Annotated in this window: 19 protein-coding genes and 1 pseudogene; 8 read left to right on the plus strand and 12 right to left on the minus strand. The window is 54.6% G+C overall.

Translation table 11 applies throughout. The annotated features are described in order from the left end of the window. The coding region (locus L888_RS14370) for a helix-turn-helix domain-containing protein (protein WP_075261829.1) at positions 1–176 on the minus strand (176 nt) is incomplete at its 3' end. Positions 177–573: 397 nt separating this feature from the next. Here L888_RS14370 and L888_RS0101755 point away from each other — a divergent pair. The 6 genes from L888_RS0101755 to L888_RS0101780 all read left to right on the plus strand — a co-directional run bounded on the left by L888_RS0101755 (position 574) and on the right by L888_RS0101780 (position 9,730). Continuing rightward, entirely contained in the window at positions 574–1,188 is a 615-nt protein-coding gene (locus tag L888_RS0101755; protein ID WP_005846722.1) for a TetR/AcrR family transcriptional regulator, read from the plus strand. A gap of 99 nt (positions 1,189–1,287) precedes the next feature. After that, on the plus strand, positions 1,288–3,042 hold the full coding sequence (locus tag L888_RS0101760) for an ABC transporter ATP-binding protein (RefSeq protein WP_005846724.1): 1,755 nt from the start codon (positions 1,288–1,290) through the stop codon (positions 3,040–3,042). 25 nt (positions 3,043–3,067) lie between these two features. Beyond that, positions 3,068–4,795, plus strand: a complete 1,728-nt coding sequence (locus tag L888_RS0101765) for an ABC transporter ATP-binding protein (protein WP_005846726.1) — start codon at positions 3,068–3,070, stop codon at positions 4,793–4,795. A 256-nt stretch (positions 4,796–5,051) separates the two neighbouring features. Beyond that, positions 5,052–7,433 (plus strand): efflux RND transporter permease subunit, encoded by a 2,382-nt coding sequence (locus tag L888_RS0101770; protein ID WP_027951628.1) that lies wholly within the window; start codon positions 5,052–5,054, stop codon positions 7,431–7,433. A gap of 208 nt (positions 7,434–7,641) precedes the next feature. Further along, a complete protein-coding gene (locus tag L888_RS0101775; protein WP_005846730.1) occupies positions 7,642–8,421 on the plus strand; it encodes an outer membrane lipoprotein-sorting protein in 780 nt (259 codons plus the stop codon). A gap of 1 nt (position 8,422) precedes the next feature. Further along, a complete protein-coding gene (locus tag L888_RS0101780; protein WP_005846732.1) occupies positions 8,423–9,730 on the plus strand; it encodes a DUF1302 family protein in 1,308 nt (435 codons plus the stop codon). Positions 9,731–9,864: 134 nt separating this feature from the next. On the opposite strand, the gene L888_RS0101785 is transcribed toward L888_RS0101780, so the two are convergent. The 10 genes from L888_RS0101785 to L888_RS0101830 form a co-directional block, all read right to left on the minus strand. After that, on the minus strand, positions 9,865–10,326 hold the full coding sequence (locus tag L888_RS0101785; RefSeq protein ID WP_027951629.1) for a hypothetical protein: 462 nt from the start codon (positions 10,324–10,326) through the stop codon (positions 9,865–9,867). Then, a complete protein-coding gene (locus tag L888_RS0101790; RefSeq protein WP_027951630.1) occupies positions 10,323–11,567 on the minus strand; it encodes a site-specific integrase in 1,245 nt (414 codons plus the stop codon). The genes L888_RS0101785 and L888_RS0101790 overlap by 4 nt, the downstream gene beginning before the upstream one ends. Before the next feature lie 12 nt (positions 11,568–11,579). Beyond that, positions 11,580–12,809, minus strand: coding sequence for a site-specific integrase (locus L888_RS0101795; RefSeq protein WP_027951631.1), 1,230 nt, complete (start codon positions 12,807–12,809; stop codon positions 11,580–11,582). Between the two features lie 523 nt (positions 12,810–13,332). Next, positions 13,333–14,058: a LytR/AlgR family response regulator transcription factor gene (locus L888_RS0101800; RefSeq protein WP_005846736.1), complete on the minus strand. Its 726-nt coding sequence runs from the start codon at positions 14,056–14,058 to the stop codon at positions 13,333–13,335. Then, positions 14,027–15,100, minus strand: a complete 1,074-nt coding sequence (locus L888_RS0101805; protein WP_027951632.1) for a sensor histidine kinase — start codon at positions 15,098–15,100, stop codon at positions 14,027–14,029. The genes L888_RS0101800 and L888_RS0101805 overlap by 32 nt, the downstream gene beginning before the upstream one ends. A gap of 39 nt (positions 15,101–15,139) precedes the next feature. Beyond that, positions 15,140–16,378: an ABC transporter permease gene (locus L888_RS0101810; protein WP_027951633.1), complete on the minus strand. Its 1,239-nt coding sequence runs from the start codon at positions 16,376–16,378 to the stop codon at positions 15,140–15,142. 13 nt (positions 16,379–16,391) lie between these two features. Next, entirely contained in the window at positions 16,392–17,186 is a 795-nt protein-coding gene (locus tag L888_RS0101815) for an ABC transporter ATP-binding protein (protein WP_044248419.1), read from the minus strand. A 19-nt stretch (positions 17,187–17,205) separates the two neighbouring features. After that, positions 17,206–18,396: an efflux RND transporter periplasmic adaptor subunit gene (locus L888_RS0101820; RefSeq protein ID WP_027951635.1), complete on the minus strand. Its 1,191-nt coding sequence runs from the start codon at positions 18,394–18,396 to the stop codon at positions 17,206–17,208. 41 nt (positions 18,397–18,437) lie between these two features. Continuing rightward, positions 18,438–19,781, minus strand: a complete 1,344-nt coding sequence (locus L888_RS0101825; RefSeq protein WP_052323269.1) for a TolC family protein — start codon at positions 19,779–19,781, stop codon at positions 18,438–18,440. A gap of 214 nt (positions 19,782–19,995) precedes the next feature. Then, complete coding sequence (locus L888_RS0101830) at positions 19,996–20,598, minus strand: riboflavin synthase (RefSeq protein WP_027951637.1); 603 nt, start codon at positions 20,596–20,598, stop codon at positions 19,996–19,998. A 223-nt stretch (positions 20,599–20,821) separates the two neighbouring features. Here L888_RS0101830 and L888_RS14375 point away from each other — a divergent pair, with 223 nt between their 5' ends. Further along, positions 20,822–21,256 carry a hypothetical protein gene (locus tag L888_RS14375; RefSeq protein ID WP_156924971.1) on the plus strand — a complete coding sequence of 145 codons (435 nt, stop codon included), beginning with the start codon at positions 20,822–20,824 and terminating at the stop codon, positions 21,254–21,256. 107 nt (positions 21,257–21,363) lie between these two features. After that, positions 21,364–22,392: an esterase-like activity of phytase family protein gene (locus tag L888_RS0101840; protein ID WP_027951638.1), complete on the plus strand. Its 1,029-nt coding sequence runs from the start codon at positions 21,364–21,366 to the stop codon at positions 22,390–22,392. A gap of 79 nt (positions 22,393–22,471) precedes the next feature. Here L888_RS0101840 and L888_RS14800 read toward each other — a convergent pair. Then, a pseudogene (locus L888_RS14800) lies at positions 22,472–23,188 on the minus strand (ABC transporter permease); the annotation flags it as partial.

Here is a 23,188-nt window from a genome sequence, read left to right on the forward strand (position 1 = left end):
TCATGCAACTGCTCCTCGGAAAGGGAGAGAAGCTGATCGATGCTTTTCCCACTTGAAAGGAACAGGCGGACATACTTGCGGACAGTGTTACGGGAAGTATGGAACGTGGATGCCGTTTCCTTGATACCCATCCCTGCCGCATAACATCTTAAAATGTTCTTGATTCTCTTGTTCATTTGCATAGATTTTATTATTACCCCTTACACCAGGACTCGGGTTCCCAAATCTACACAAAAAAACTCTAACGACACTTGTACTAAGTGGTTAATGTTATTTTGGCCAAAAGGGTCAATCATATTATGGCCAAGGTGAGCAATCCTGTTTGGCCAAAAGGGTCAAAGTAGAGTGGCTTTTCCAATTTATTGCAAAATACTTATTTTTGGGTATTGCGGTGTTTTTATATCTTTGCTACTTTTGCAAAATAAACATTGCAACTATGCGAATACACAATATTTATATAGTAAGAGCGCAAATGGGCTCGTTCAATCTATCGCACCGTTCGATTACGAAACGGTGCGATTTTTTTATGAACAAAACAGAACTTCGTTCATTATTTAAAGTTTTCATGGGGGTATGCAGAAACTGAAAGACGACATTCGGCTGCGTATCGTTGCCGTGGCGCGAGAGGAGTTCATCGCTCACGGCGCACGCAGCACGTCTATCCGCACGGTGGCGCGGCGTGCGGGCATTGCTGCTGGCAACGTGTATAACTACTTCCGCAGCAAGGACGAGCTGTTCTGTGAGGTGTTGCGGCCGCTGCTCAACGAGCTGAACCGCTACATTCTGTCGCACAACGAGGAGCGGCACCTCTGCATCGAGGTGTTCGACGCACTCGATTTTCAGAACGAATACATCGGCACAATGAAGAAAATGGTGAAGCTTTACCGCCCCGAACTGCGCCTGCTGTTGTTCAATGCCGAAGGCACATCGCTTGCTGGGTACAAGGAAAGGATAGTTAAGCACCAAATGAAAGTTGGTTCGGAATACCTGCGACTGATGAAAGCGCGCTATCCGCACATCAACATCAACATCTCGCCCTTCTTCCTGCACATTGCGAGTTCTATGTGGGTGAACATCTTCTGCGAACTTGTGGAGCACGAGGACTACGACGAAAGCGAGGTGAACAGTGCGCTTCGGCAGTATACTGCCTACAGCATGGCAGGGTGGAAGGAACTAATGAAACCCTAAGAACCGCTACTATCGTTGCCCCTCTGCTGCTGTTTCCGACCGCTACAGGGCACACCGAAAACCGTAAGAACAATAACTTTTCAATACATATAAATAGCTATGATAAAAATACTGAAACGCTTAGGACGTTACATGGGAGGGCGCAAGCCGTTGCTGCCCTGCTCGGTTGTGCTGTCTGCAGTGAACGGACTGCTGTCGCTCGTACCCTTTATTTTCCTGTGGTTGGTGGTGCGCACGCTGCTCACTGCCGACGGAGACCTTGCCGATACGCCCGTATGGGACTATGCCATTGCGGCTTTCGTGGTGTCGGTGGCGAATGTTCTGCTCTATTTTGCCGCCCTCATGCTCTCGCATCTTTCCGCTTTCCGCATCGAAACCAATATGCGGCGCACTGCCATGGAACGGCTGATGCGTGTTCCGTTGGGCTTTTTCGACACGCAGAACACGGGGCGCATGCGCAAGATAATAGACGAGGATTCGAGCCAGACCCACACTTTCGTGGCACACATACTGCCCGATGTGGCAGGCAGCGTGGTGGCTCCGATAGGCATCATAGTGCTTCTGCTTGCCGTAGACTGGCAGTTGGGCATTGCCGCAATGGTGCCGATAGTGTGCGCCTTCGGCATCATGGGCTACATGATGAACCCTAAGAACAACGACTTCCAGCGTATGTACCTCGACGCACAGGAGAAAATGAGTGCCGAAGCCGTGGAATACGTGCGCGGAATACCCGTCGTGAAGGTCTTCCAACAGACGGTGTTCTCGTTCAAACGCTTTCACGACAGCATCATCAACTACCGCGACCTCGTCATCAGGTACACCCTTCTGTGGCGCATGCCTATGTCTGCCTACACCATAGCCATCAATGCTTTCGCCTTTCTGCTTGTGCCTACGGGCATCATACTGATAGGGCACGGCGGCGAGACTGCCATCATCGTTTCCGATATGGTGCTGTATGTGCTCATCGCACCCATCATTGCAGCCAACGTAATGAAAGCCATGCACCTCAGTCAGAACCTCTTTCTGGCAAACGAAGCGGTAGACCGATTGGAGAAACTCACCGCCACGCCGCCGCTTCCAGAGAGTTCCGAGCCCGAGAAAGCGGCAGCCTTCGACGTCAGCTTGCGCAATGTGTCGTTCCGATACGAAGCGGCGGAGCACGATGCCGTAAGCCACATCGACCTCGACATACCGCAAGGCAAGACCGTTGCGCTGGTGGGAGCGTCCGGAAGCGGCAAGACAACCATCGCAAGGCTCATTCCACGCTTCTGGGACGTGCGCGAAGGCAGTTTGAAAATAGGCGGTGTGGACGTTCGGCACATGGATAAGGCAGTGCTGATGCGCAACGTGTCGTTCGTGTTTCAGAACACCCGACTGTTCAAGACCTCCATTTTGGAGAACATACGCTACGGCAATCCCGATGCAACCATCGAGCAGGTGAACCGTGCCGTAGACCTCTCGCAGAGTCGGGAAATCATCGAGCGGCTGCCACAGGGGCTGGACACCGTGATAGGAGCGGAGGGAACATACCTCTCTGGTGGCGAACAGCAGCGCATAGTGCTTGCCCGTGCCATTCTGAAAGATGCGCCCATCGTGGTGCTCGACGAGGCTACAGCCTTTGCCGACCCCGAAAACGAGCACCTTATCAGGCAGGCATTTGCCCACCTGACTTGCGGAAAAACCGTGCTCATGATAGCCCACCGACTGACCACCGTGCAAGATGCCGACAACATTGTCGTGGTGGACAAGGGCAGAATAGCCGAACAGGGCACCCACCAACAGCTCATGGAGCAAGCCACATTATATTATAAGATGTGGAACGAATACCAAAAGTCGGTGGCATGGAAACTATAAACCTAAACAGAAAGGATACAAGACAATGATAAAATATCTTCAACAACGGTTCGCCCTCACCGAAAAAGGAGCGAAAGACTTGCGGAAAGGCATCGCCTTCTCTACATTGATGAACCTCGCATTGATGCTGCCGCCCACCTATTTGTTCTTCTTCCTCATGGAGTACATCGACGCCAAGCCCTCCACCGAGCCGCACACGCTGTGGTTCTATGTGCTTGTGGCTTTGCTCTTGGCAGTGCTTATGTTCTTCATAGCCCTCCGACAGTACGACAGCACCTACACCACCGTCTACAACGAGAGTGCGCAACGCCGCATCGGAGTGGCGGAAAAACTGCGCCGACTGCCCCTCGCTTTCTTCGGCGAGCGCAACCTTTCCGACCTCACCTCTACCGTGATGGAAGACTGCACGATGCTCGAGCAAACCTTCTCGCACGCTGTTCCCCAGCTGTTTGCGTCGGCTCTGAGCGTCGTCATCATCGGCGTGGGCATGTTCTCCTACAACTGGCACTTGGCTTTAGCCCTCTTTTGGGTCGTTCCGCTCGCCGTAACCACACTGCTGCTGTCGCGCCGTCAGCTCCACAAAGCCTTCGTCCAGCACTATAAAGTGAAGCGTGGCGTAACCGAACAGATACAGGAAGGGCTTGAATGTATGCAGGAAATAAGGTCGTACAGTGGCGAACAGGCATACTGCCGCAGCTTCGACAAGCGGCTGAAGGGCTACGAACACGAGCTTGTGCGCGGCGAACTCGTGGCAGGAGTCTTCCTCAACCTCGCCGGAATGCTGCTCAAGCTCGGCATGCCCACCGTTATACTGGTGGGAGCGTGGCTGTTGCAGCAGGGCGAAGTGTCGGTATTCACCTACTTGGCTTACCTCTTGGCATCGGCAATGGTCTACAATCCCATTATCGAAGTGTGCAACTACCTTGCCCTTCTCTCCTTCCTCGACGTGCGCATCAACCGTATGAAGGAAATAGAAGGCATGCCCACGCAGGAGGGAAGTGCAGCCGCACAACTCGAAAACTACGACATCGAGTTCCGCAACGTAAGTTTTGCCTACGAAACCGAGAAGCAAGTGCTGCACAATGTCTCGTTCACGGCACGCCAAGGCACTGTTACCGCCCTCGTAGGGCCGTCGGGTGGGGGCAAAAGCACTACTGCCAAGCTCTCCGCACGCTTTTGGGACATCGACGACGGACAAATTCTTGTGGGTGGAAACGACATCTCGAAGATTGACCCTGAAACGCTGCTGAAACACTATTCCATTGTTTTTCAGGACGTATTGCTGTTCAATGCCTCTATTGCCGACAATATCCGAATCGGCAAGCGCAACGCCACCGACGAGGAAGTGCGCCACGCCGCCCGACTGGCGCAGTGCGACGACTTCATCAGCCGAATGCCGCAAGGCTACGATACCGTCATCGGCGAAAACGGCGAAACCCTTTCGGGTGGCGAACGACAGCGCATTTCCATTGCCCGTGCCTTGCTGAAGAATGCCCCAATCATACTTCTCGACGAAGCCACCGCAAGCCTTGACGCCGAGAACGAGACGAAAATACAAGCGGGAATTTCCGAACTGGTGTGCAACAAGACCGTTATCATCATCGCCCACCGTATGCGCACCGTCCGCAATGCCGACCACATCGTGGTGCTTAGCGGCGGTACGGTGAGCGAGCAGGGAACGCCCGACGAGTTGTTGGCTCGCAACGGCGAGTTCGCCCAAATGGTTCGTCTGCAACAGGAAAAACGGCAATAATACCTCTACACCAATCGCTCGCAAAGGATTATGGCAAACAGCAACAGCCTATGGCTTACGACGCGTATGGCGACCGTGCAAATTGGACGCGTTTATCCAATAAGTTGGACAGACAAGTCCAATGAGCTGGACAAATTAGTCTAATTAGTTGGACAAATTGATCCAATGACATAAGTATTAAAGGTTTCCGGCGACCGTTCTGAGGTAGTAATAACGACCGTTCAGAGATAGTAATAACAACAAAGATAAAACAACAATGAAAATCGTAAAAATCAACAGTAAATTCAAGCGGTTGGCAGACTGGATACTTTGCCACCGGCTTGTGGTCGGTGCGTTGTTCGCAGTCATCGTCGCCTTCTCGTTTGTGGGAGCGAAGCGCATCGTGATGAAAACTTCGTTCGACGACTATTTCGTGAGCGACGACCCGATGCTGCTCAAAACCAACGAGTTCAAGTCTATCTTCGGCAACGACTACTATGTGGCGGTGCTGGTGAAAAACAAGGACATCTTCTCCCAACGCAGCCTGACGCTCATTCGCGAACTGAGCAACGAACTGAAAGACAGCCTGTCGTATGCCGACAAGGTAACGTCGCTCACCGATATTGAGTTTGCCGTAGGTACGGAGGAGGGTATGACCATCGAACAGATTGTCCCCGACGAGATTCCGTCTGATACCGCTTCGCTGAACGTAATCCGGCAGAAAGCGTACAGCAAACCGTATTTGGCAAAGAAGATGGTGTCAAACGACGGCACGATGACGTGGATTATGGTGAAACTGCGGCCGTTCCCCGAAGACAGCGTGTGGAAGAAGACGAGCGACATTGCGCCCGATATGATTACGGGCAAAGAAGCGGGACACATCATCGGCAAGGCGAAATACGCCGAACTGTCGCCCAACGCTGCGGGAATGCCCTATCTGGGCTACGAGAAATTCGTTTATCTCAAAAGCGAACTGGGGCGGCTGTTCCTCTTTGCCTTCATCATCTCCATCGTTGTGATGCTCATCGTAACCCGTTCGCTGCGCGGCGTTGTTGCACCACTGCTCACGTCCGTGTTCGGACTGCTCATCAGTTTCGGCATCATCGGCTGGACGGGCATTTACATCGACATGACCACAACAATGATTGCCGTGATACTGACTTTTGCCTGCTCCATCGCCTACAACATTCACCTGTACAATTTCTTCAAAACGCAGTTTGTAGAAACAGGCAAGCGCAGGGAATCCATCAAGGAAGCCGTAGGCGAAACCGGTTGGGGCGTGTTGCTGTCGGGACTTACCACCATGGCTGCCATGATGACGTTCCTGTCCATGAAGATAGTACCGATGCGAGCCATCGGCATCAACACCTCGCTCTGTCTGCTTGCCGTGCTGCTCACCTGCCTGCTGCTCACGCCCATCCTGTTGTCGTTCGGCAAGGACCGCAAGCCTGCCGCCGATATGTCGAAGAGTTTTGAAGGATATATCGGCAAACGATTCGAACAGTTCGGCAGTTTCGTGATGCGCAGGCATCGTTCCATTGTCGTTTCGTCGGTTGTGCTGACCATCTTCTGCGGTATCGGACTCTTCTCCATCGAGCCTGCGTTCGACATCGAAAAGACGATGGGGCGGAAGATTCCATACGTAAAGAAATTCCTCGACCTCTGCGAAACCAAACTCGGTTCGATATATTCCTATGACCTTATGATTACCTTGCCGCACGACAACGACGCCAAGAAGCCGGAGAATTTGCAGAAACTCGACCGACTAGCGGAGATTGCGGGTGGCTACAAGCTGACGAAACGCCACAATTCCATCACCGACATCGTGAAGGACATGAACTGCACGCTCAACGGCAACAAGCAGCAGTTCTATCGTATTCCGGACAACGCCGATATGGTGGCGCAGTTGCTGTTGCTCTATGAGAATGCGGGCGGTACGGAGTCGGAATACTGGATGGATTACGACTACAAGCGGCTGCGGTTGCAGTTGGAGATGAAAGACTACAACTCCAACGAGGCGGAAAAGGAAATGAACGACTTGCAGGCGGAGGCGCGCAAACTCTTTCCCGGCGCACACGTCTCGGTGGTGGGCAGCATACCGCAGTTCACCGTGATGCAGCAGTATGTGGAGCGCGGACAGATGTGGTCGATGCTGTTGTCGGTCTTGGTCATCGGCGTTATCCTCGTGCTTGTCTTCGGCAACTGGAAAGTGGGGCTCGTTGGGATGATACCGAACATTGCCCCCGCCATCATCGTGGGCGGGATGATGGGTTGGTTGGGCTATCCGCTCGATATGATGACAGCCTCGCTCATTCCGATGGTCTTGGGTATTGCCGTCGATGACACCATTCACTTCATCAACCACAGCCATGTGGCATATGACAGGTGCGGCAATTATGCAGAAGCCATCAACCGAACCTTCCGCACCGAAGGACTCGCCATCGTCATGTCCACAGTCGTCATCTCGGCTACGTTTACAGGCTTCGTCTTCTCCGACGGCACACAGATGCGCAATTGGGGCATTCTGGCTGTAGCCGGTATGATGTCGGCCCTGCTGGCAGATCTCTTTCTCGCGCCAATTCTTTTCAAGTATCTCCGTGTATTCGGGAATGATCGACAGGCTTCCTCGGGCGCGGCAAATGAACTTCCTAAGGAATGAGAAACGGGCTTCCCAAGGAACGGCAGATGGACTTCCCAGGGAACGACAAACGGACTTCCCGGGGAACGACAAACGGACTTCCCAGGGAACGACAAACGGACTTCCCAGGGAACGACAAACGGACTTCCCAGGGAACGACGGATGGACTTCCCAGGGAACGACAAATGAATTTCCTTGATAACAACAAAACACCATAAAATATAACGATATGAAAACAAAACATTTCACATTGCTGCTCATCGCCATACTGGCGGTTTGCAGCGCGCAGGCAGCAGGACTGTCGGGCAGAGACATCATGCAGAAAGTAAGAAACCGCGCAGACGGCGACACACGTTATGCCACCATCGAAATGACGCTCATTCAGAAGAGCGGCCATAAGCGTGTGAGGAAACTCGAATCGTGGGCAATGGACATAGGCAATGATACGAAGAAAATCATGTTCTTCACCTATCCCGGCGACGTGAAGGGTACGGGATTCCTCACTTGGGACTACGACAATACCGCCAAGGTGGACGATAAGTGGCTCTATCTTCCGGCAATGAAAAAGACGAGGCGCATCAGTGGGAAGTCGTCGAAAACCGATTATTTCATGGGCAGCGACTTTACCTACAACGATATGAGCGCCCGCAGCGTGGACGAAGAGAAGCATACGCTTCTGCGCGAAGAAATGTTGGGCGGTCAAAAATGTTGGGTGGTAGAGTCGGTACCCAACGACAAGGATGAGATTTACACACGCCGCGTCACCTGGGTTCGGCAGGACTGCCTGATGGCGGTAAAGGCGGAATATTACGATAAGCTGAACAAGCTGCACCGTAGGCTCACGATTTCCAACATAAATAAAGTGCAGGGCTTCTGGACGATGCACCTTATGCAGATGGAGAATGTACAGACGGGACACAAAACCATTATCCGTATGGACAATCAGAAGTTCAACATAAAGCTGTCGCCTAACCTTTTCACTGTTTCCCAACTGGAGAAAGGACTCTGATATGAAACTATTTATGCTCTTGCTTGTGCCGATACTCTCGGCGCAGGCAGCGGCCCAAATCGATAATACATTGCCGGCCGATAGCGACACCATCGGTTCGGCATGCACTCCGCAGGAAACGGTCGAAGCATCGGACGCTAACGCTTTTCAGGTGCAGGTGAAAGGTTTTCTTGATACCTACCATGCCGTCAGGACGGAGGGACGTGCCGACTGGATGGCTTCGCGGACTCGGGCGCGGGGAGAACTCAAACTCGAGAAAGGGGCGGCTTCGCTCTTCCTATCCCTGAACGCCACCTACAACGGAATATTGAAAGAACGCACAGGACTGGAATTGCGCGAGGCTTATCTCTCTTATGCAAAGGGCAACTTCGACCTGCGCGTCGGGCGGCAGATTGTCGTATGGGGCGTGGCGGATGCACTGCGCGTTACCGATTGCGTGTCGCCGTTCGACTATACTGAGTTTCTCGCACAAGACTACGACGACATTCGCATGCCCGTCAATGGGCTGCGTGCAAAATACACAAGAGGTTCGGTCACCCTTGAAGCCGTGTGCAATCCTGTGGTAGACTTCTTCGTGTTGCCGACAGACGAGCGCAATCCGTGGGCAATCCGCCTACCGTCTGCACCACTGCCTTACACCACCGACTTGGAAAGCGGCAAGCCGGAGAAGAAAATCAAGAATATGGAGTTTGGCGGACGGGTAAGCGTCAATCTCAGCGGAATAGACTTCTCCGTGAGTGCCTTGCGGACGTGGAACAAGCTGCCTGCCCTTTGCCCTGCCCTGTCGGGCGATGGAAGGACGCTCCACATCAACGGACAGTACCGCCGTATGACGATGTTGGGTGCCGACTGCTCATTGCCCGTCGGTCAGTTTGTCCTCCGCGCCGAAGTCGCCGAGTACATAGGCGAGGCACAAGGAAGCGGCTTGGGGCAAAATGCCGTGCGGCGCAACACGCTCAACGCCCTTGCAGGGGTAGACTGGTATCCGGGTAACGACTGGAACATCAGCGTACAGTATTATCATAAATACACATCGGGCAATCTCGCAGCGCTCTCCGTCTATCGCAATGCCGGGCTTGCCACAGCAAGACTCTCAAAGGAACTGCTGCACAACACGCTGAAACTCTCCACCTTTGCCTACATCGACGTGGCAAGCGGCGGCATCTTCAACCGCCTTTCCGCCTCCTATTCTCTCAACGACGATATAGAACTAACCGCCGGCTACGACTATTTCCATGCCAACAAAGGCAAGTTTGCCATGTATGGTAAGAACTCCGAAGCGTGGGTGAAGATGAAGTATAGTTTCTGATTCCATTTTAATACATGAAATGATTATACTCAAAATAAAAATAACATGTGAAAGTACGTAAAGAAGAAAAGTAGAATGTAGTCATAGGGTAGTAATGCTTGTCTTTCTCTAACTACATTCTAACTTTCTTTCTATCACAATTTTATATCTTTTGTAGTTATGTCGTAGATTGATATCGATGAAATAGAAAAGTGTATCAATTGATACTGCCATTGCAGGTATATCTGCTCCCTCACAGGTACAGGGCGTTGCAGTTCTCGACAGATGTATTTCCTGAACAAGTGTACTTCCGTGCTGTCCAATTGATAAGACAAAGCGATGATGATTGAAAGCGGATAAAGTGGGGCATAACCTTTTAACAGCCCATTTACGAATACTTCTAACTCCCCTGTATCCCTTTCATCGGGACGTAGGGAAGATACTTTTAGTAGTTGCTGCAGACGATAGTTGAGTTTCTTCCATGTTACACCGAAGAAGTCAACGAGCTCACTCTCGGTCATGACTATATCACCTTTACCTTTGCGAATGATTTGCATATTGTCGCCCCACTCGAAATAGCTGCGCTCTCTTTTTGTTTGATGGTGATTGACATTCATACGGCTTCCTCCCTTATTTCTTCTTTTTGATGTTTCCTTATCAATCTGTCCATATCCTCCGAAATCTTATTATCGGTAACCTGTGCGTAGATTTGAGTACTGGATATAGAGGCGTGCCCCATCATCTTGGCAATGCTTTCGATAGGTATCCCTGCACTTAAACTCATCGTGCCGAATGTGTGCCTCGCCATGTGGTAGGACAACCGTTCTCTGATGCCACACGCCTTACCCACGATGCTCAGCTTTGCACTCATCACGCTACGGCTACAAGCACAGTGAAAAATAAAGTCGTCGCCTTTTCCTTTCACTGTCTGCATTTCTTTCATGCTCAGTTGTTCTTTCTTGCATTGATTGATGATGGCCTCCGCTATCGGGTGCAGGGGCACAATAAACTCCATCTTTGTTTTCTGCCGTTCCTTTCTAATATATTTCTTTCCGTCTGCTGCCGTTTGAATGTGTCCAAATTGCAAATGTTCCATATCAGCAATAGCCAAGCCCGTGAAGCATGAGAAGACAAACATCCGTCTTGCTTGTTCTGCTTCCTTATCAGGTACTCTCAATGCCATGAGTTTGGCAACATCGCTCTTTTGCAGAAAGCGTATCTTCTGTTCCGCTTTCTCATACTTAGCTTTCTCAAAAGGATTACAGCGAATGAGCATTTGACTGACCGCACGGTACATCAGCTTACTCAACCAACAAAGGTAACGATTCATGGTAGCTGTTGTCAAACCTCGCTTTTTCAGATAGAAACGGTATTCTTCAAACAAGTCTTCCGTTATAGTGGCTATGACTATATCCGTCATTCCCTTATCCTTTACAAACTCCGTAAGTAACTTATCTGAATAAAGAAGATTCTGATAGGTTCCCTCAGCTCTTGATTTGCCCACGCACTCTTTAACGGATTGCAGTTCTGCTTTGCTCATGGCAAGAAGTGTTGTCGGCATGGTGGCTATCCCCTGCAAACGGTTCTTGAGCAGTTCCATGCTTACCACTCCGTCCTTTATCAATATCTCCTGATAGGCCTTTTCTACAAGTTCTTTGAACTCGCCGATTCTTTGATTGGTGTTCTTGTCGGTTGTCAGTCCTTTCCTGCTGTTCCACTCGGAGGATTTGCATTCCTCGCCTGTGGTAATGGCGGTACTCTTTCCGTCTATGGTGATACGGCAGAGAATGGTGGTCTTGCCGTCTGCCTTTATTTTCTTTCTGTTGATGTAAAACAATATCTTGAATGTACTTCTCATAAAAAATCTTGGTTAAATGGTTAAACGTAAATCTTCTGTGAAAGAAAGGAAACGGTTAAACTCCTCAAAGAGTTTCTGCGGTGTTACCTTTGCATAACGTTCGGTCATACTTACGTTCGTATGTCCGAGCATCTTGCTCACCGTTTCAATAGGAACGCCCTGCTCCAAGGTGATAAGTGTGGCAAAGGTATGCCTTGCAGTATGCGAAGTAAAGGGAAAAGAAATACCTGCCCGTAGTCGCAAGGCTTTAAGACAGGACTGATAAGTGGGATATTTGATGAAAGGCAGCAGTGCTTCCCTTTCATCGCTATGCATTTTCTCAATTAACCGAACAGCTTCCGGCAACAACTTGATACGACAAAGCACACCCGTCTTCTGTCGGTTGAACTTCAACCACAAACTACCTGCATCATCACGGACAAGATGCTTCTTGCCTAGTTCCATCAAATCACAATAGGCTGCACCGGTATAACAGGCGAAGAGAAACACATCACGAACTGTTTCCATTTCTTTTTCCAATTCATCAAAGCGGAGTGCTTTGAGTTTATCCAATGCTTTTTTGTCGAGAGCCTTGGGTGCTTTCTTCTCCCCGCGTTCTATATGGACTTTGTCAAACAGAAGCGTATCAGCCAACCCCTCACGATAAGCCAACCTGCAGACGGTCTTCAAATCTGCTGCAACTCTGAAGAATGTGCTTTGCTGATGACCGAGTTCGCCAAGACAAAATGCTTGTAATTCGTAGATAAAGTTTTCTGTCAGCTGCGAGAAAACCAAGTCCGAAACATGATACTTCCTCTGAATGAACTCCTGCAATCGTTTCCGAGTGGAATGATAGGCGTACATAGACCCTTCCTTGATGTCTATACCGATATGGCTTTCTTTCTCCCTGATGAGCATATCCAATCTTTCGATGAGCCTGCATCGTGCCTGCACACTGCCTTGAAACAGTTCCTTTACATCGGTTGCATCAAATGGCTGTCCTTTGGCAATCAACGACTGATAGGCAGATTGAATGGAAAGCAGAAGATTTTCCAACCTCCCATTAATTTCTACCGCCTCGCGGCTCTTGCCGTCCATTCTGCTCTCACGGGGATTCCATAAGTCGGGATTGCAGGAGAGTTTACAACTAAACTGAGCAATGGAACGCTCAATGGTAATACGCCCCATAATCGGAGCTTTTCCCGACTTGTCCAAACCGCTCTTTTTAAGGTAGAGCAACACCTTCATTTTCTCTGTTTTCATACGCTTTAATATTTGTGGGCAAAATTACTCGAATTAAAGCGTTCCTCACATACGCAGAAAACTGCCGACCAAAGCAACAGACGCACGAGCGAAAATAATTCAGTTACCGAATACTGCACCATCGTTACCAACATCAAAATAGGGTAACACTCTGGTAACTGAACTTCTGCCTAAATCTGCATATTTCTGCCCTTTACAAACAGAGCAACATCATGCTAATTTGTGCATTCCATCCTCATTATCAGTTAGTTTGCGCCAACTCCTATATTTCTTCATTTTCATTGATTAGTTACGAGCGAATCGCACGGCCGTTACGCCGTAATCACGATGCCGTTACGGTGCAAACGTACGGCCGTTACGGTGCAATCGCGCGGCCATTGCGCCGCAGGGCAAAACGCCTCACGGGGTCAAGCGCAAAAGAAGAAGAAAGAAAAAGGGAGAGGGAAAGGCACTGTCGCAGGGCCCGGCCGCCGTGCCGGCCCCTGCGGCGGGCACTTGCCGCATGCCGGTAAACCGGCGTGCCTCACACGGCCGTGTGGTCGTCGATGAAACGCTGCACCTCGTCCCTGTACGTTTCGCTGATGGGAACGAAGGCGCAACCAAAGGCAATGCGGCTGCGGTCGATGAGATTGATTTTGCTTCGGTTGACAATGTAGGAGCGATGCACGCGCATGAACGTGTCGATGGGCAGGATATGGTCCAGATGTTTCATGTTGAGCAGGCTCGTCACCTCTGTTTGCCCGTCGGGTGTGGGGCGTTCGAGCACAAACTTGACATAGTCTTTCAGGCCCTCGATGTAGAGAATATTGTCGAACGGCAACTTGAGAATCTTGTAGTCGCTACGCACAAAGAGGAAGCGGTCTGCGCCCACGGACGAGGCGCTGTCCGACCTGCCGCCAAGCACGAGGGCCTTGTGGGCCACGGCGAGAAAGCGGTCATAGGCGATGGGCTTGAGCAAATACCCGATGGCATTGGCCTTGTAGCTCTCGATGGCATACTGTGCAAAGGCCGTGGTGAACACCACGCGGGTCTGCCGGGGCAGGAGCGTGGCCAGCTCTACACCGTTGAGTTCGGGCATCTGAATGTCGAGAAAGGCCACGTCGATGGCGTTGGTATGGATGTCGCGGATGGCATCCACCGCACTGTTGTAGGCACCGACAAGATGAAGAAAAGGCGTTCGCGAAACGTAGCTGGCCAGCAAATCGGCGGCCAGCGGCTCATCGTCGATGACGATACAGTTCAATGTCATAAAGCGTAATTTTTGATTGGTATTCCTTATTGTCGTGCACAGGCCCGTAGGTCCACCGGTAGCCTCCGCCGTATTCCAGGTCGAGACGGCGGCGGATATACGAGAGCCCCACTCCGTGGCCGCTGCGGTTGGAGGCCGGCTTGGGGTAGTTGCTGTTGGCCACACAGAGCACATAGTCGTCCCCCTCCATGTAAATGCGGATGGAAACAAAGCTCGGCTCGCTGGCCGACACGCCGTGCTTGAAAGCGTTTTCCACGAGGGCGATGCCCACATTGGGGGCTACGGTGAGCTTGCAGTCGGGCGGCAGCTCGTAGCTTGTGGTGACGCGCACGTTGCTGCGCAGCCGCAGCCGCATGAGGTTGATGTAGTCGTTGATGAACTCTATCTCGCTGTGGATGCCGACGCGGGGCCTCTGATTGTCGTAGAGCACATGGCGCAGCATGTTGCCCAGACTCTCCACGGCCGACTGTGCCTTGTCCTTATCAAACGCGATAAGGGCGTAGATATTATTCAAAGTGTTGAGCAAAAAGTGCGGGTGAATCTCTGCACGCAGCACCTTGAGTTCGGCCTCGATGCGCGCCTTTTCGGCCATGCGCCGCTGCACCTCGGCCGTGCGCCACCGCTCCGTCATCCTGACGGCCGTGGCCGCCCCCCAAGAGGCGAAGAGCATAAAGGCATTCTTGAACATCATGAGCAGGGGCAGGTTGTACCGCCGCCGGCCATCCGGCCCGGAAAGGGGGGCAGCGGCACTGTCCCAGCCGGGTGCTGCGTTCCACAGATGGATGCCATAGACCAGCGCGCACACCATCACGATGTTGACTGCAAAGAAAGCAACCCGGCGGTTGTGGAAGTAGAGCTTCGGGATGAGCACGTAGTAGTTGAAGAGATAGGTGGACAGCATGAGGCTGGGCACGATGAGATAGCGGAGGTAGCTCCGCCAGTTGTGGTCGGTTGTGTCGGTATAAAGCAGCGGCGACAGGAAGATCATCAACCACATGGCGATACCAAACCGCGTCCAGTTGGGCTTGACAGTTGCACTCATGACATAGGGATCGGGGGTGGACAAAAGGGCGGAGGGCCGCTATTCATAGCGGATGGCTTCGATGGGATCGAGCCGGGCGGCCTTCTTGGCCGGGTACCAGCCGAAGAACACACCGGTGAAAGTGCAGACGGCAAAGCTCATGGCGATGGTCCACAGCTCGATGTAGATGGGCCAGTGGGCCAGCAGCCTCACGGCGTAACTGGCGCCCACGCCCAACGCCACGCCGATGACGCCGCCCGTGACACTGAGCAGAATGGCCTCGATGAGGAACTGGTTGAGGATGTCTACGCCGCGCGCCCCCACGCTCATGCGCAGTCCTATCTCGCGGGTGCGCTCGGTAACGCTGACGTACATGATGTTCATGATGCCGATACCACCCACGATAAGCGAGATGCCGGCCACGCAGCCCAGCAGGATAGTCATCATGTTGGTGGTGGAATTCATCATCGTCGAGAGCTCCTCCTGCGAGCGGATGTTGAAGTCGTCGGCGTCGGCCGCAGCCTCGTCGGTGGCTTCCTTGAGCTTGTGGTTGCGTCGCAGGATGGCAATCATCTCCTCGGTGGCCTTGTCGGTCACGTCTTCCGTGATGGCCGAGGCCTGTATCTCGCTCAGATAATTCTGGGCCAGGATGCGCTTCATCACCGTGGTATAGGGTGCGAGCACCAGGTTGTCCTGGTCCATGCCCATGGAGTTGTAGCCTTTTTTCTTGAGCACACCGATGACGCGGAACGGGATGGAGTTGAACCGAATGACGCGGCCGATGGGGTCGCTGCCGTCGGGAAAGAGATAGTCGACGACCGTCTTGCCGAGAATGCACACCTTGGCGCTCGACTTGATGTCCTGCTGCGTGAACACCTCGCCGTCGCTCACGCTGAGCTGTCGAATGCCGAGATACTCCTGATTGACCCCATAAATGGTGGACTGCGTATTGTTGTTGCCGTAGATGAACTGGCCGCTGCTGCTCACAACAGGGCTTATCGCCTTGATATAAGCGCACCCGTCCTTGAGCGTCTGGTAGTCGGTGAGCTTGAGAGTCTCCATCGACGAGGCGTCTTGACGCACTCCTCCGCGCATGTCGGCCCCCGGATGAATCATAATCATGTTGGAGCCCATCTCGGCAATGTTGGCTTGAATGCTGCGCTTCGAGCCTTGACCGATGGCCAGCATGGTGATGACGGAGGCCACGCCAATGATGATGCCGAGGGCCGTAAGGAACGATCGCATCTTGTTGGCAAGGATGGCGCGGAGCGCAATCTTGAACAAATTGGTATAATTCATGGGTAAGGGTGTCCTATTCGTCGGTGTTGGCCGGCAGGGCGGCAAGGCCCTCGGCGGCACTCTGAATGTTGTGGTTGTAGGCATCGCTCACCACACGGCCGTCGCGCAGCTGGATGTTGCGGCTGGAATAGTGGGCAATGTCGGGGTTGTGGGTGACGAAAATGATGGTGCGCCCCTGGGCATGGAGCTTCTGGAAGAGCACCAATATCTCGAAAGAAGTGCGTGTATCGAGGTTGCCCGTGGCCTCGTCGGCCAGAATGACGGCCGGATTGTTGACCAGTGCACGGGCTATGGCCACGCGCTGCATCTGGCCGCCGGACATCTGGTTCGACTTATGGTAGAGGCGACTGCCCAGTCCAACGGCCTCGAGGGCCTCGACGGCGCGGTCGTGCCGCTCCTGAGCCGAGACGCCGGCATTGTACATCAGAGGCAACTCCACGTTCTCCACGCTGGTGGTTTTGGGCAGCAAGTTGTAGTTTTGAAAGATAAATCCTATCTTGCGGTTGCGGAGAACGGCCCGCTGCGACTTGCTCATGGTGCGCACCGAAACGCCGTCGAGATAGTACTCGCCCGTGGTAGGGGTGTCGAGGCAACCCAGTTGATTGAGCAGTGTGGACTTGCCCGAGCCCGACTTTCCCATGATGGTGACAAACTCTCCCTCGAAGATTTTGAACGACACGCCGCGCAGGGCATGCACGGTTTCGTCGCCCACGAGGAAGTCGCGCCTCACGTCTTGCAGCTCGATGACCACTTTCCGGTCTTCGGTTTGGGGCCGCGGCTGCGGTTGTTGCTGTACCTGAACAGACATAAGCTATCTTCTTTCGCGGTTACTTCTTCTTGTTTCCGCCCGGCCGGCCCGGCGCAAAGGGGCTCGATTCCGAGGCTTGTCCGCCGTCGGCGAAGGCTTCGTCGCCGGCAGACTTCACGCTGACGCCGGTGATAACCCGCTGTCCCTGGCGGATGCCGCCGAGTATCTGGGTGTGCGTGCCGTCGGTGATACCGATGCCGACACTGTGTGCCACCACGGTGTTTCCCTCGAGCGTCCACACCTTGTTCTTGGCGTTGGGAGCGTCTTTAATCTTCCGTTGGCCCACCGTCTCCTTTTCGGGGGTGTAGCGCAAGGCCTTGCTGGGCACGCTGAGCACGCCTTTGCTCTCCTGGGTATAGATGGTGACGTTGGCCGTGAGCCCCGGCTTGAGCTTGAGGTCGGCGTTGGGAGCGCTGATGACCACCTCGTAGGTCACCACATTGTTGTTGGTGGTGGCCTCCTGGCGCACCTGCTTCACGGTGCCGGCAAAGGTGTCGTCGGGGTAGGCGTCGACGGTGAAGGCCACGCGTTCGCCCACCTTGACGTTGCCGATGTCGGCCTCGTCCACGTTGGCCACCACCTGCATGTTGGTCAGATCCTGGGCAATGGTGAACAGTTCAGGCGTGCTGAAGCTGGCGGCCACCGTCTGTCCCTCCTCCACGCTCTTGGAAAGCACCACGCCGTCGATGGGCGAAGTGATGGTGGCGTAGCCCAGATTGGTCTGCGCCTTCTGCACATTCTCCCGGGCTGTGGCCACTTGTTCGCGGGCCTGCTGGTAGGACAGGCGGGCCTGGTCGTAGTCGTTGGCGGCGATGAGCCCCTTTTTATAGAGGGCGGCATAGCGGGTGAAGTTGGCCGACTGGTAGTCCAGCGTGCTCCGGGCACTGGCCAGATTGGCCTTGGCGGTGTTGAGTTCACTCATGAGATTGGTCTTGTCGAGCTCGGCAATGACCTGTCCTTTCTTCACCACGCTGTTGTAGTCGACGTAGAGCTTGCTCACGATGCCCGACACCTGGGTGCCCACGGTGACCGACGTCACCGGCTCGATGGTGCCCGTGGCCGTGATGCTGTTCTCGATGTTGGCCGGCCCCACAGCCTCGGTGACAAACTCAACCTCCTCTTTCTCCTTGTTGCCGGAGAGCAGGAAAGCGGCTGCGGCCGCAACCACGATGACGGCCACGATGACCCAAATCTTACTTATCTTTTTCATAAAGGCTGTGTGCAATGTTATCTTGATACGGTGCCCGAGGGCTATTTCAGCGTTCCGTCCTGATAGAACTTGAGCAGGTCGATGTTGAGTATCGTGAGATACTTGGCTTGAAGCTCGGCCTGTTGGGCCTTGGCCAAGGCGTCCTTGCCGTTCATCAGCTCGATGACATTCTTCAGGTTCTGACGGAACTGCTCGCTCAGCAGCTCATAACTGGCCTGCGCACTCTCGGTGCTCACGCGGGCACTCTTGAACTGCGCCTGGTTGTTGACGGCCTGGAGCCAGAAGTTCTCGATGGCGGAATAGAGCGTGGTCTGCCGATCTTTGAGGTCGAGGGCATACGATTGCTTGGACAATATGGCCTTGTTGACGGCCGTGCGAGCCTGTCGGTTGTCGAAGATGGGCACGCTCACGGTGAATCCGCCGCCCACGGCGAAGTTGTTTTTGAGCTGCGTGCCCCAGGCGCGGCTGTTCATCGAGGTGGTGTTGGCGCTCAGACCGGCATTGAGCGACACGGTGGGGAGCCGCTGGGCACGGGCCGCCTTGATTTGCAGGTCGCCGCCCTCGATGGCGAACAAGGCGTTCTTGATTTCGGGACGGTTGTTCAGCGCCGTCTCGTAGACGCCCGTCACGCCCGGAATTTCCTGCAGGGCCATGGCGTCGGTGGCCTCCGGAACGGTCACGTCGAACTCCTCCTGGTCGGTGATTTGGAGCAGTTGTTTGAGCTGCCGCTTATAGTCCTTGAGGCTGCTCTCGGCCTGCACGAGTGCGTATTCATCCTGGGCACGCTGGGCCGTGAGCTGGGCCAGGTCGGCCTTGCTCATGCTGCCCACCTTGACAAACTCCTGTCCGCGGGCCTCGTTCTTCCGCGAGGTCTCGAGCGTGGCCCGGTTCACCTCAACGGCATCCCGCGAATAGAGTATCTGCACATAGAGCTGTGCTATCTGCTCCTGGATGCTGTTGGCCGTGGTTGCACTGTCCAGAGCGGCCCGGTCGGCGGTCAGCCTGTCCATCTTCACCTGGTTGCGGTTGCGCCCGCCGTTCCAAACGGTCCAGCTTCCGCTCACGCTGTACGACCCGTTGTAGTAGGCCTTATCCACGTTGGTCTGCACTTTGTCGCCGGCAATGGTGTAGCTTCCCGTCTCGGGCCATGGGTTGTAGGTGACGTTTTGCGAGGTCGAGGCCGAGAGCGAAGGCAGCAGGGCGGCCTGGCTCAGCTTGAGATCCTCGATGGCGCTCAGGTGCTGGACGCGCGTTTTCTGAAGCGAAATGTTGTTTTGCAGGGCGTAGGCAATGCACTCTTGCAACGACCACTGCCTGGCACCGGCCGTGAGCGGTGCACCGAGCAGCAGGAGAGTCATGGCAGATGCCATAAGCGTTTTATTCATAAACTGGCAATTTGGTGATTAATCGAATTGTAAACGTTGGACTGAAACCGAGGCAAAAAGTTTATAAAGTCCGCCGATTATTAACAAAAGTTAGGGGAAATGTCACATTCGGCAACATTTCCCCACGTGGATGGCTGGCAAGGCAGCAGGATGAAAAGACGGGACAACGCGAGGGCTCCCAACCGCCGTGCAGCGGCCACGACGGCCCGGAGCGTCAGCCGAAGTCGTACAGACGGGCGATGTACTTGCCCAGAATGTCGAACTCCAGGTTCACCACGCTGCCCACTTTGATGTCCCGAAAGTTGGTGTGCTCGCGCGTATAGGGGATGATGGCCACCTTGAACGTGTCGTCGGTGGGCTCGCAGACGGTGAGCGACACACCGTTGACCGTCACCGAGCCCTTGTCCACCGTGAAGTATCCGCGGCGGGCCATGGCCCGGTCGAGCGGGTAGCGGAAGGTAAAATAGGTGGAGCCGTCGGCGTCGGCCATGGCCACACAGGTGGCCGTCTCGTCGACATGGCCCTGCACGATGTGGCCGTCGAGCCGCCCGTTCATCAGCATCGACCGCTCCACGTTCACGCGGTCGCCCACCCGGAGGCGGCCCAGGTTGGAACGGTCGAGCGTCTCCTTCATCGCCGTGACGGTGTAGGCGTCGCCCTCGATGGCCACCACGGTGAGGCAAACGCCGTTGTGGGCGATGCTCTGGTCTATCTGAAGCTCCCCCGTGAACGAGCATTTCAGCGTGAAGTCCACGTTGCCTTGATACTTCTTGATGGCGACAACGGTGGCCATCTCTTCTACGATTCCGCTAAACATGTCCTGTAGTTTTAAAAGGGAGAACCGAGTGCCGGCACGGCGGCCGCCCTCAATTCTCCCTGATTGAAAAGGGGATCGTAACGATGATGTGATGAAAACTCCAGCTTAAAAAGTTGTGAGCGCTCTCCGTCTTTGTAATCCACCGGCTTTACAGCTGGGCACTTGGTGCTTGATGTGGCCCGCCATTGGCAAGAGAAGCATGCTCTGTTTTCAACGTAATTTGATGAGTATCCCGATCGAATCGATACAATCCCCCAAACGGTTTCTCCTTTATTCTGTTGCAAATATACGGATTTCCAGTTTGACCGCCAAACAATTTCGTGGTTTTTTGCAGGGCGGTGGTGGAAAAAGCACGGTGCGGACGCATGGGCATTGCGGTGTAATCGCGGGGCCGTTACGGCGCAATCGCCCCGCGATTCCACCGTTTTTCTCTGGCGTTTACGCCGTCATGAAAAACGGATTGTCCCCACACGCCATGTCCGCGCCAAGGCGTTTCATTTTCCAAGCGTGCGGGTATCGCCACGGATCACACGGATTTTCATGGATGCTGCGCAAGGCTTTTCTCACAGATTCCACGGATTTCGCAGATACTTCGCAGGGGTATTTCTCACAGATTCCACAGATTTCACAGATGCCAATCACCGCGCAGCATCTGTGAAATCTGTGGAATCTGTGAGAAAATTCTACGCAAAGTATCTGTGAAATCTGTGCCATCTGTGAGAAAAACTAACAATAACGGCCAGCCGAAGACGTTCTACATACAACATGAGAAAGGTACACCTATTTATATTAGGGCTGCTGGCCACCGCCCTGCACGGCCTTGCGCAGTCCCCGGCCGCGCCCCACCCCATCGTGACCGTGCTGCCGCAACGCGCCTTCCCCAAGACCATTCCGCCGGGAAACTACAGCGGCATCGCGTGGTTGGGCGGCGAACGCTATGCCGTGGTGAGCGACAAGAGCGAGGAAGACGGCTTCTTCGTCTTTGAAATCAAGACCGACTCGCTGACGGGCGAGCTGCTGTCGGCCCGCAACACGGGGTTCCACGGCTGCGGACTGCCCAACCGCGACGACGAGGGCATAGCCTACTGCCCACAGCAGGAAACCGTATGGATCAGCGGCGAGGCCGACAACCACCTGCGCGAATACACGCTCGACGGACGGCGCACGGGGCGCGACATCGCACCGACCGGCGTCTACCGGCACCTCGGCGCAAACCTTGGACTGGAGGCGCTGACCTACCACGCCGCATCGCGCACGCTGTGGACCTGCAACGAGAGCGACACGGTGTTCATCCAATCCTACGACAGTCTGCTCCACCCGAGGCAGTGCCTGCGCTACCGACTGGACGCGCCCGTGGGCGATGCACGCAAGGCACGGTCCCATGCCCACGGCATAGGCACGCTCTGTGCGCTCGACGACGGCAGTCTGCTGCTGCTCGAACGCGAGTTCTGGGTGCCTCGGGCCAAGCTGGGGGCCTTTGTCAACTGCAAGCTGTTCCACCTCACGCCGCCCCCGGCGAAGCAGGGCAACGGGCCCGCGGCCCCCATGGACGCACCCGGAAAGACCTTGGTGGCCGAGTGGCGCACACGCCTCACGCTGGCCGGCCGCAGCCTGGCCAACTACGAAGGGATGTGCCTCGGGCCCACGCTGGCGGACGGCTCGCGCGTCATTGTGCTGGTGGCCGACTCTCAGAATCAGTATGGAGGGGTGCTGAAGGACTGGATAAAGACGCTTCGGCTGGCGCCGCAGCAGACGTCTGCCGCTCGTCGGGCCCCGTCTGCGGGGCAGCCGTAGGCCCTGCGTGACCCGCCGGCACACCGGAGCTCACTGGGCGCAGACGGCCGTAATCGTCGAAACCGTAGCGACGTCCGATTTCGAGCGTGATCCAAAGCGAGGCCGTCGAGGCGGCCAGCACGGCCACAAAGAGCAACAACTGGAATGCCACGGCCGTGCCTACATCCACTCCGGCCAGCACCAGTGCCAGCAGAAGTGACGGGGCCGAGAGGGTGACCATGCCGCTCATCTGCTTCAGCAGCGGGTAGAGGGCGGCCTGAAAGCTGCGCCGCACAAAGTGGCGCAAGGCCTCGCGGTGGGTTCCGCCGTTGCCCAGCAGGTAATGGTAGAGTTGCGCATGGTGCTGCAAACCCATGTAGTAAGTGTGCAGCGCCCTGGCATTCAGGCCGATGATGCCGCCGATAACCAAGGCCAGCACAGGAATGAAAAGGCGCGTATCGAAGACTTGCCGCTGTCCCAGCACCAGAAAGACCATGTAGAGGCTGACAAACAGCACGGCCGGCAGCGTGCCGACCACGACGGGCAGCAGCAGGCGGGCCATGCCGAGGCGGGCGTGCCGGACGGTGATCGCCGCCGAGGCCAACAGCACGGCCACGCCGGCCAGGAGGGTGAGCGGCACGCTGTTCCAGCGCATCAGCAGGTGGATGAGCCCGCCCAGCGCACCCACCATCAGGGCCATGCGCCCCAGCGACACCAGCAAGCGGCGCATGCGGCGCGCATCCACCGTCCAGACTACGTACAAAGGGATGGCCAGCAACAGCAGTCCCAAGGCAAAACCGAGCAAAGAAATTTCCAT

Source organism: Hallella seregens ATCC 51272 (assembly GCF_000518545.1).
Lineage (GTDB): Bacteria > Bacteroidota > Bacteroidia > Bacteroidales > Bacteroidaceae > Prevotella > Prevotella seregens.

Bases quoted from the DNA above. Each gene is read 5' to 3' on its own strand.
- L888_RS0101805 (WP_027951632.1), bottom strand. From the start codon at position 15,100: ATGAGTGCAACTGTCAAGCCCAACTGGACGCGGTTTGGTATCGCCATG.
- L888_RS0101785 (WP_027951629.1), bottom strand. From the start codon at position 10,326: ATGAATGTCAATCACCATCAAACAAAAAGAGAGCGCAGCTATTTCGAG.
- L888_RS0101800 (WP_005846736.1), bottom strand. From the start codon at position 14,058: ATGACATTGAACTGTATCGTCATCGACGATGAGCCGCTGGCCGCCGAT.
- L888_RS0101765 (WP_005846726.1), top strand. From the start codon at position 3,068: ATGATAAAATATCTTCAACAACGGTTCGCCCTCACCGAAAAAGGAGCG.
- L888_RS0101755 (WP_005846722.1), top strand. From the start codon at position 574: ATGCAGAAACTGAAAGACGACATTCGGCTGCGTATCGTTGCCGTGGCG.
- L888_RS0101780 (WP_005846732.1), top strand. From the start codon at position 8,423: ATGAAACTATTTATGCTCTTGCTTGTGCCGATACTCTCGGCGCAGGCA.
- L888_RS0101760 (WP_005846724.1), top strand. From the start codon at position 1,288: ATGATAAAAATACTGAAACGCTTAGGACGTTACATGGGAGGGCGCAAG.
- L888_RS0101820 (WP_027951635.1), bottom strand. From the start codon at position 18,396: ATGAAAAAGATAAGTAAGATTTGGGTCATCGTGGCCGTCATCGTGGTT.
- L888_RS0101790 (WP_027951630.1), bottom strand. From the start codon at position 11,567: ATGAGAAGTACATTCAAGATATTGTTTTACATCAACAGAAAGAAAATA.
- L888_RS0101810 (WP_027951633.1), bottom strand. From the start codon at position 16,378: ATGAATTATACCAATTTGTTCAAGATTGCGCTCCGCGCCATCCTTGCC.
- L888_RS0101815 (WP_044248419.1), bottom strand. From the start codon at position 17,186: ATGTCTGTTCAGGTACAGCAACAACCGCAGCCGCGGCCCCAAACCGAA.
- L888_RS0101825 (WP_052323269.1), bottom strand. From the start codon at position 19,781: ATGAATAAAACGCTTATGGCATCTGCCATGACTCTCCTGCTGCTCGGT.
- L888_RS14375 (WP_156924971.1), top strand. From the start codon at position 20,822: ATGAGTATCCCGATCGAATCGATACAATCCCCCAAACGGTTTCTCCTT.
- L888_RS0101770 (WP_027951628.1), top strand. From the start codon at position 5,052: ATGAAAATCGTAAAAATCAACAGTAAATTCAAGCGGTTGGCAGACTGG.
- L888_RS0101840 (WP_027951638.1), top strand. From the start codon at position 21,364: ATGAGAAAGGTACACCTATTTATATTAGGGCTGCTGGCCACCGCCCTG.
- L888_RS0101775 (WP_005846730.1), top strand. From the start codon at position 7,642: ATGAAAACAAAACATTTCACATTGCTGCTCATCGCCATACTGGCGGTT.
- L888_RS0101830 (WP_027951637.1), bottom strand. From the start codon at position 20,598: ATGTTTAGCGGAATCGTAGAAGAGATGGCCACCGTTGTCGCCATCAAG.
- L888_RS0101795 (WP_027951631.1), bottom strand. From the start codon at position 12,809: ATGAAAACAGAGAAAATGAAGGTGTTGCTCTACCTTAAAAAGAGCGGT.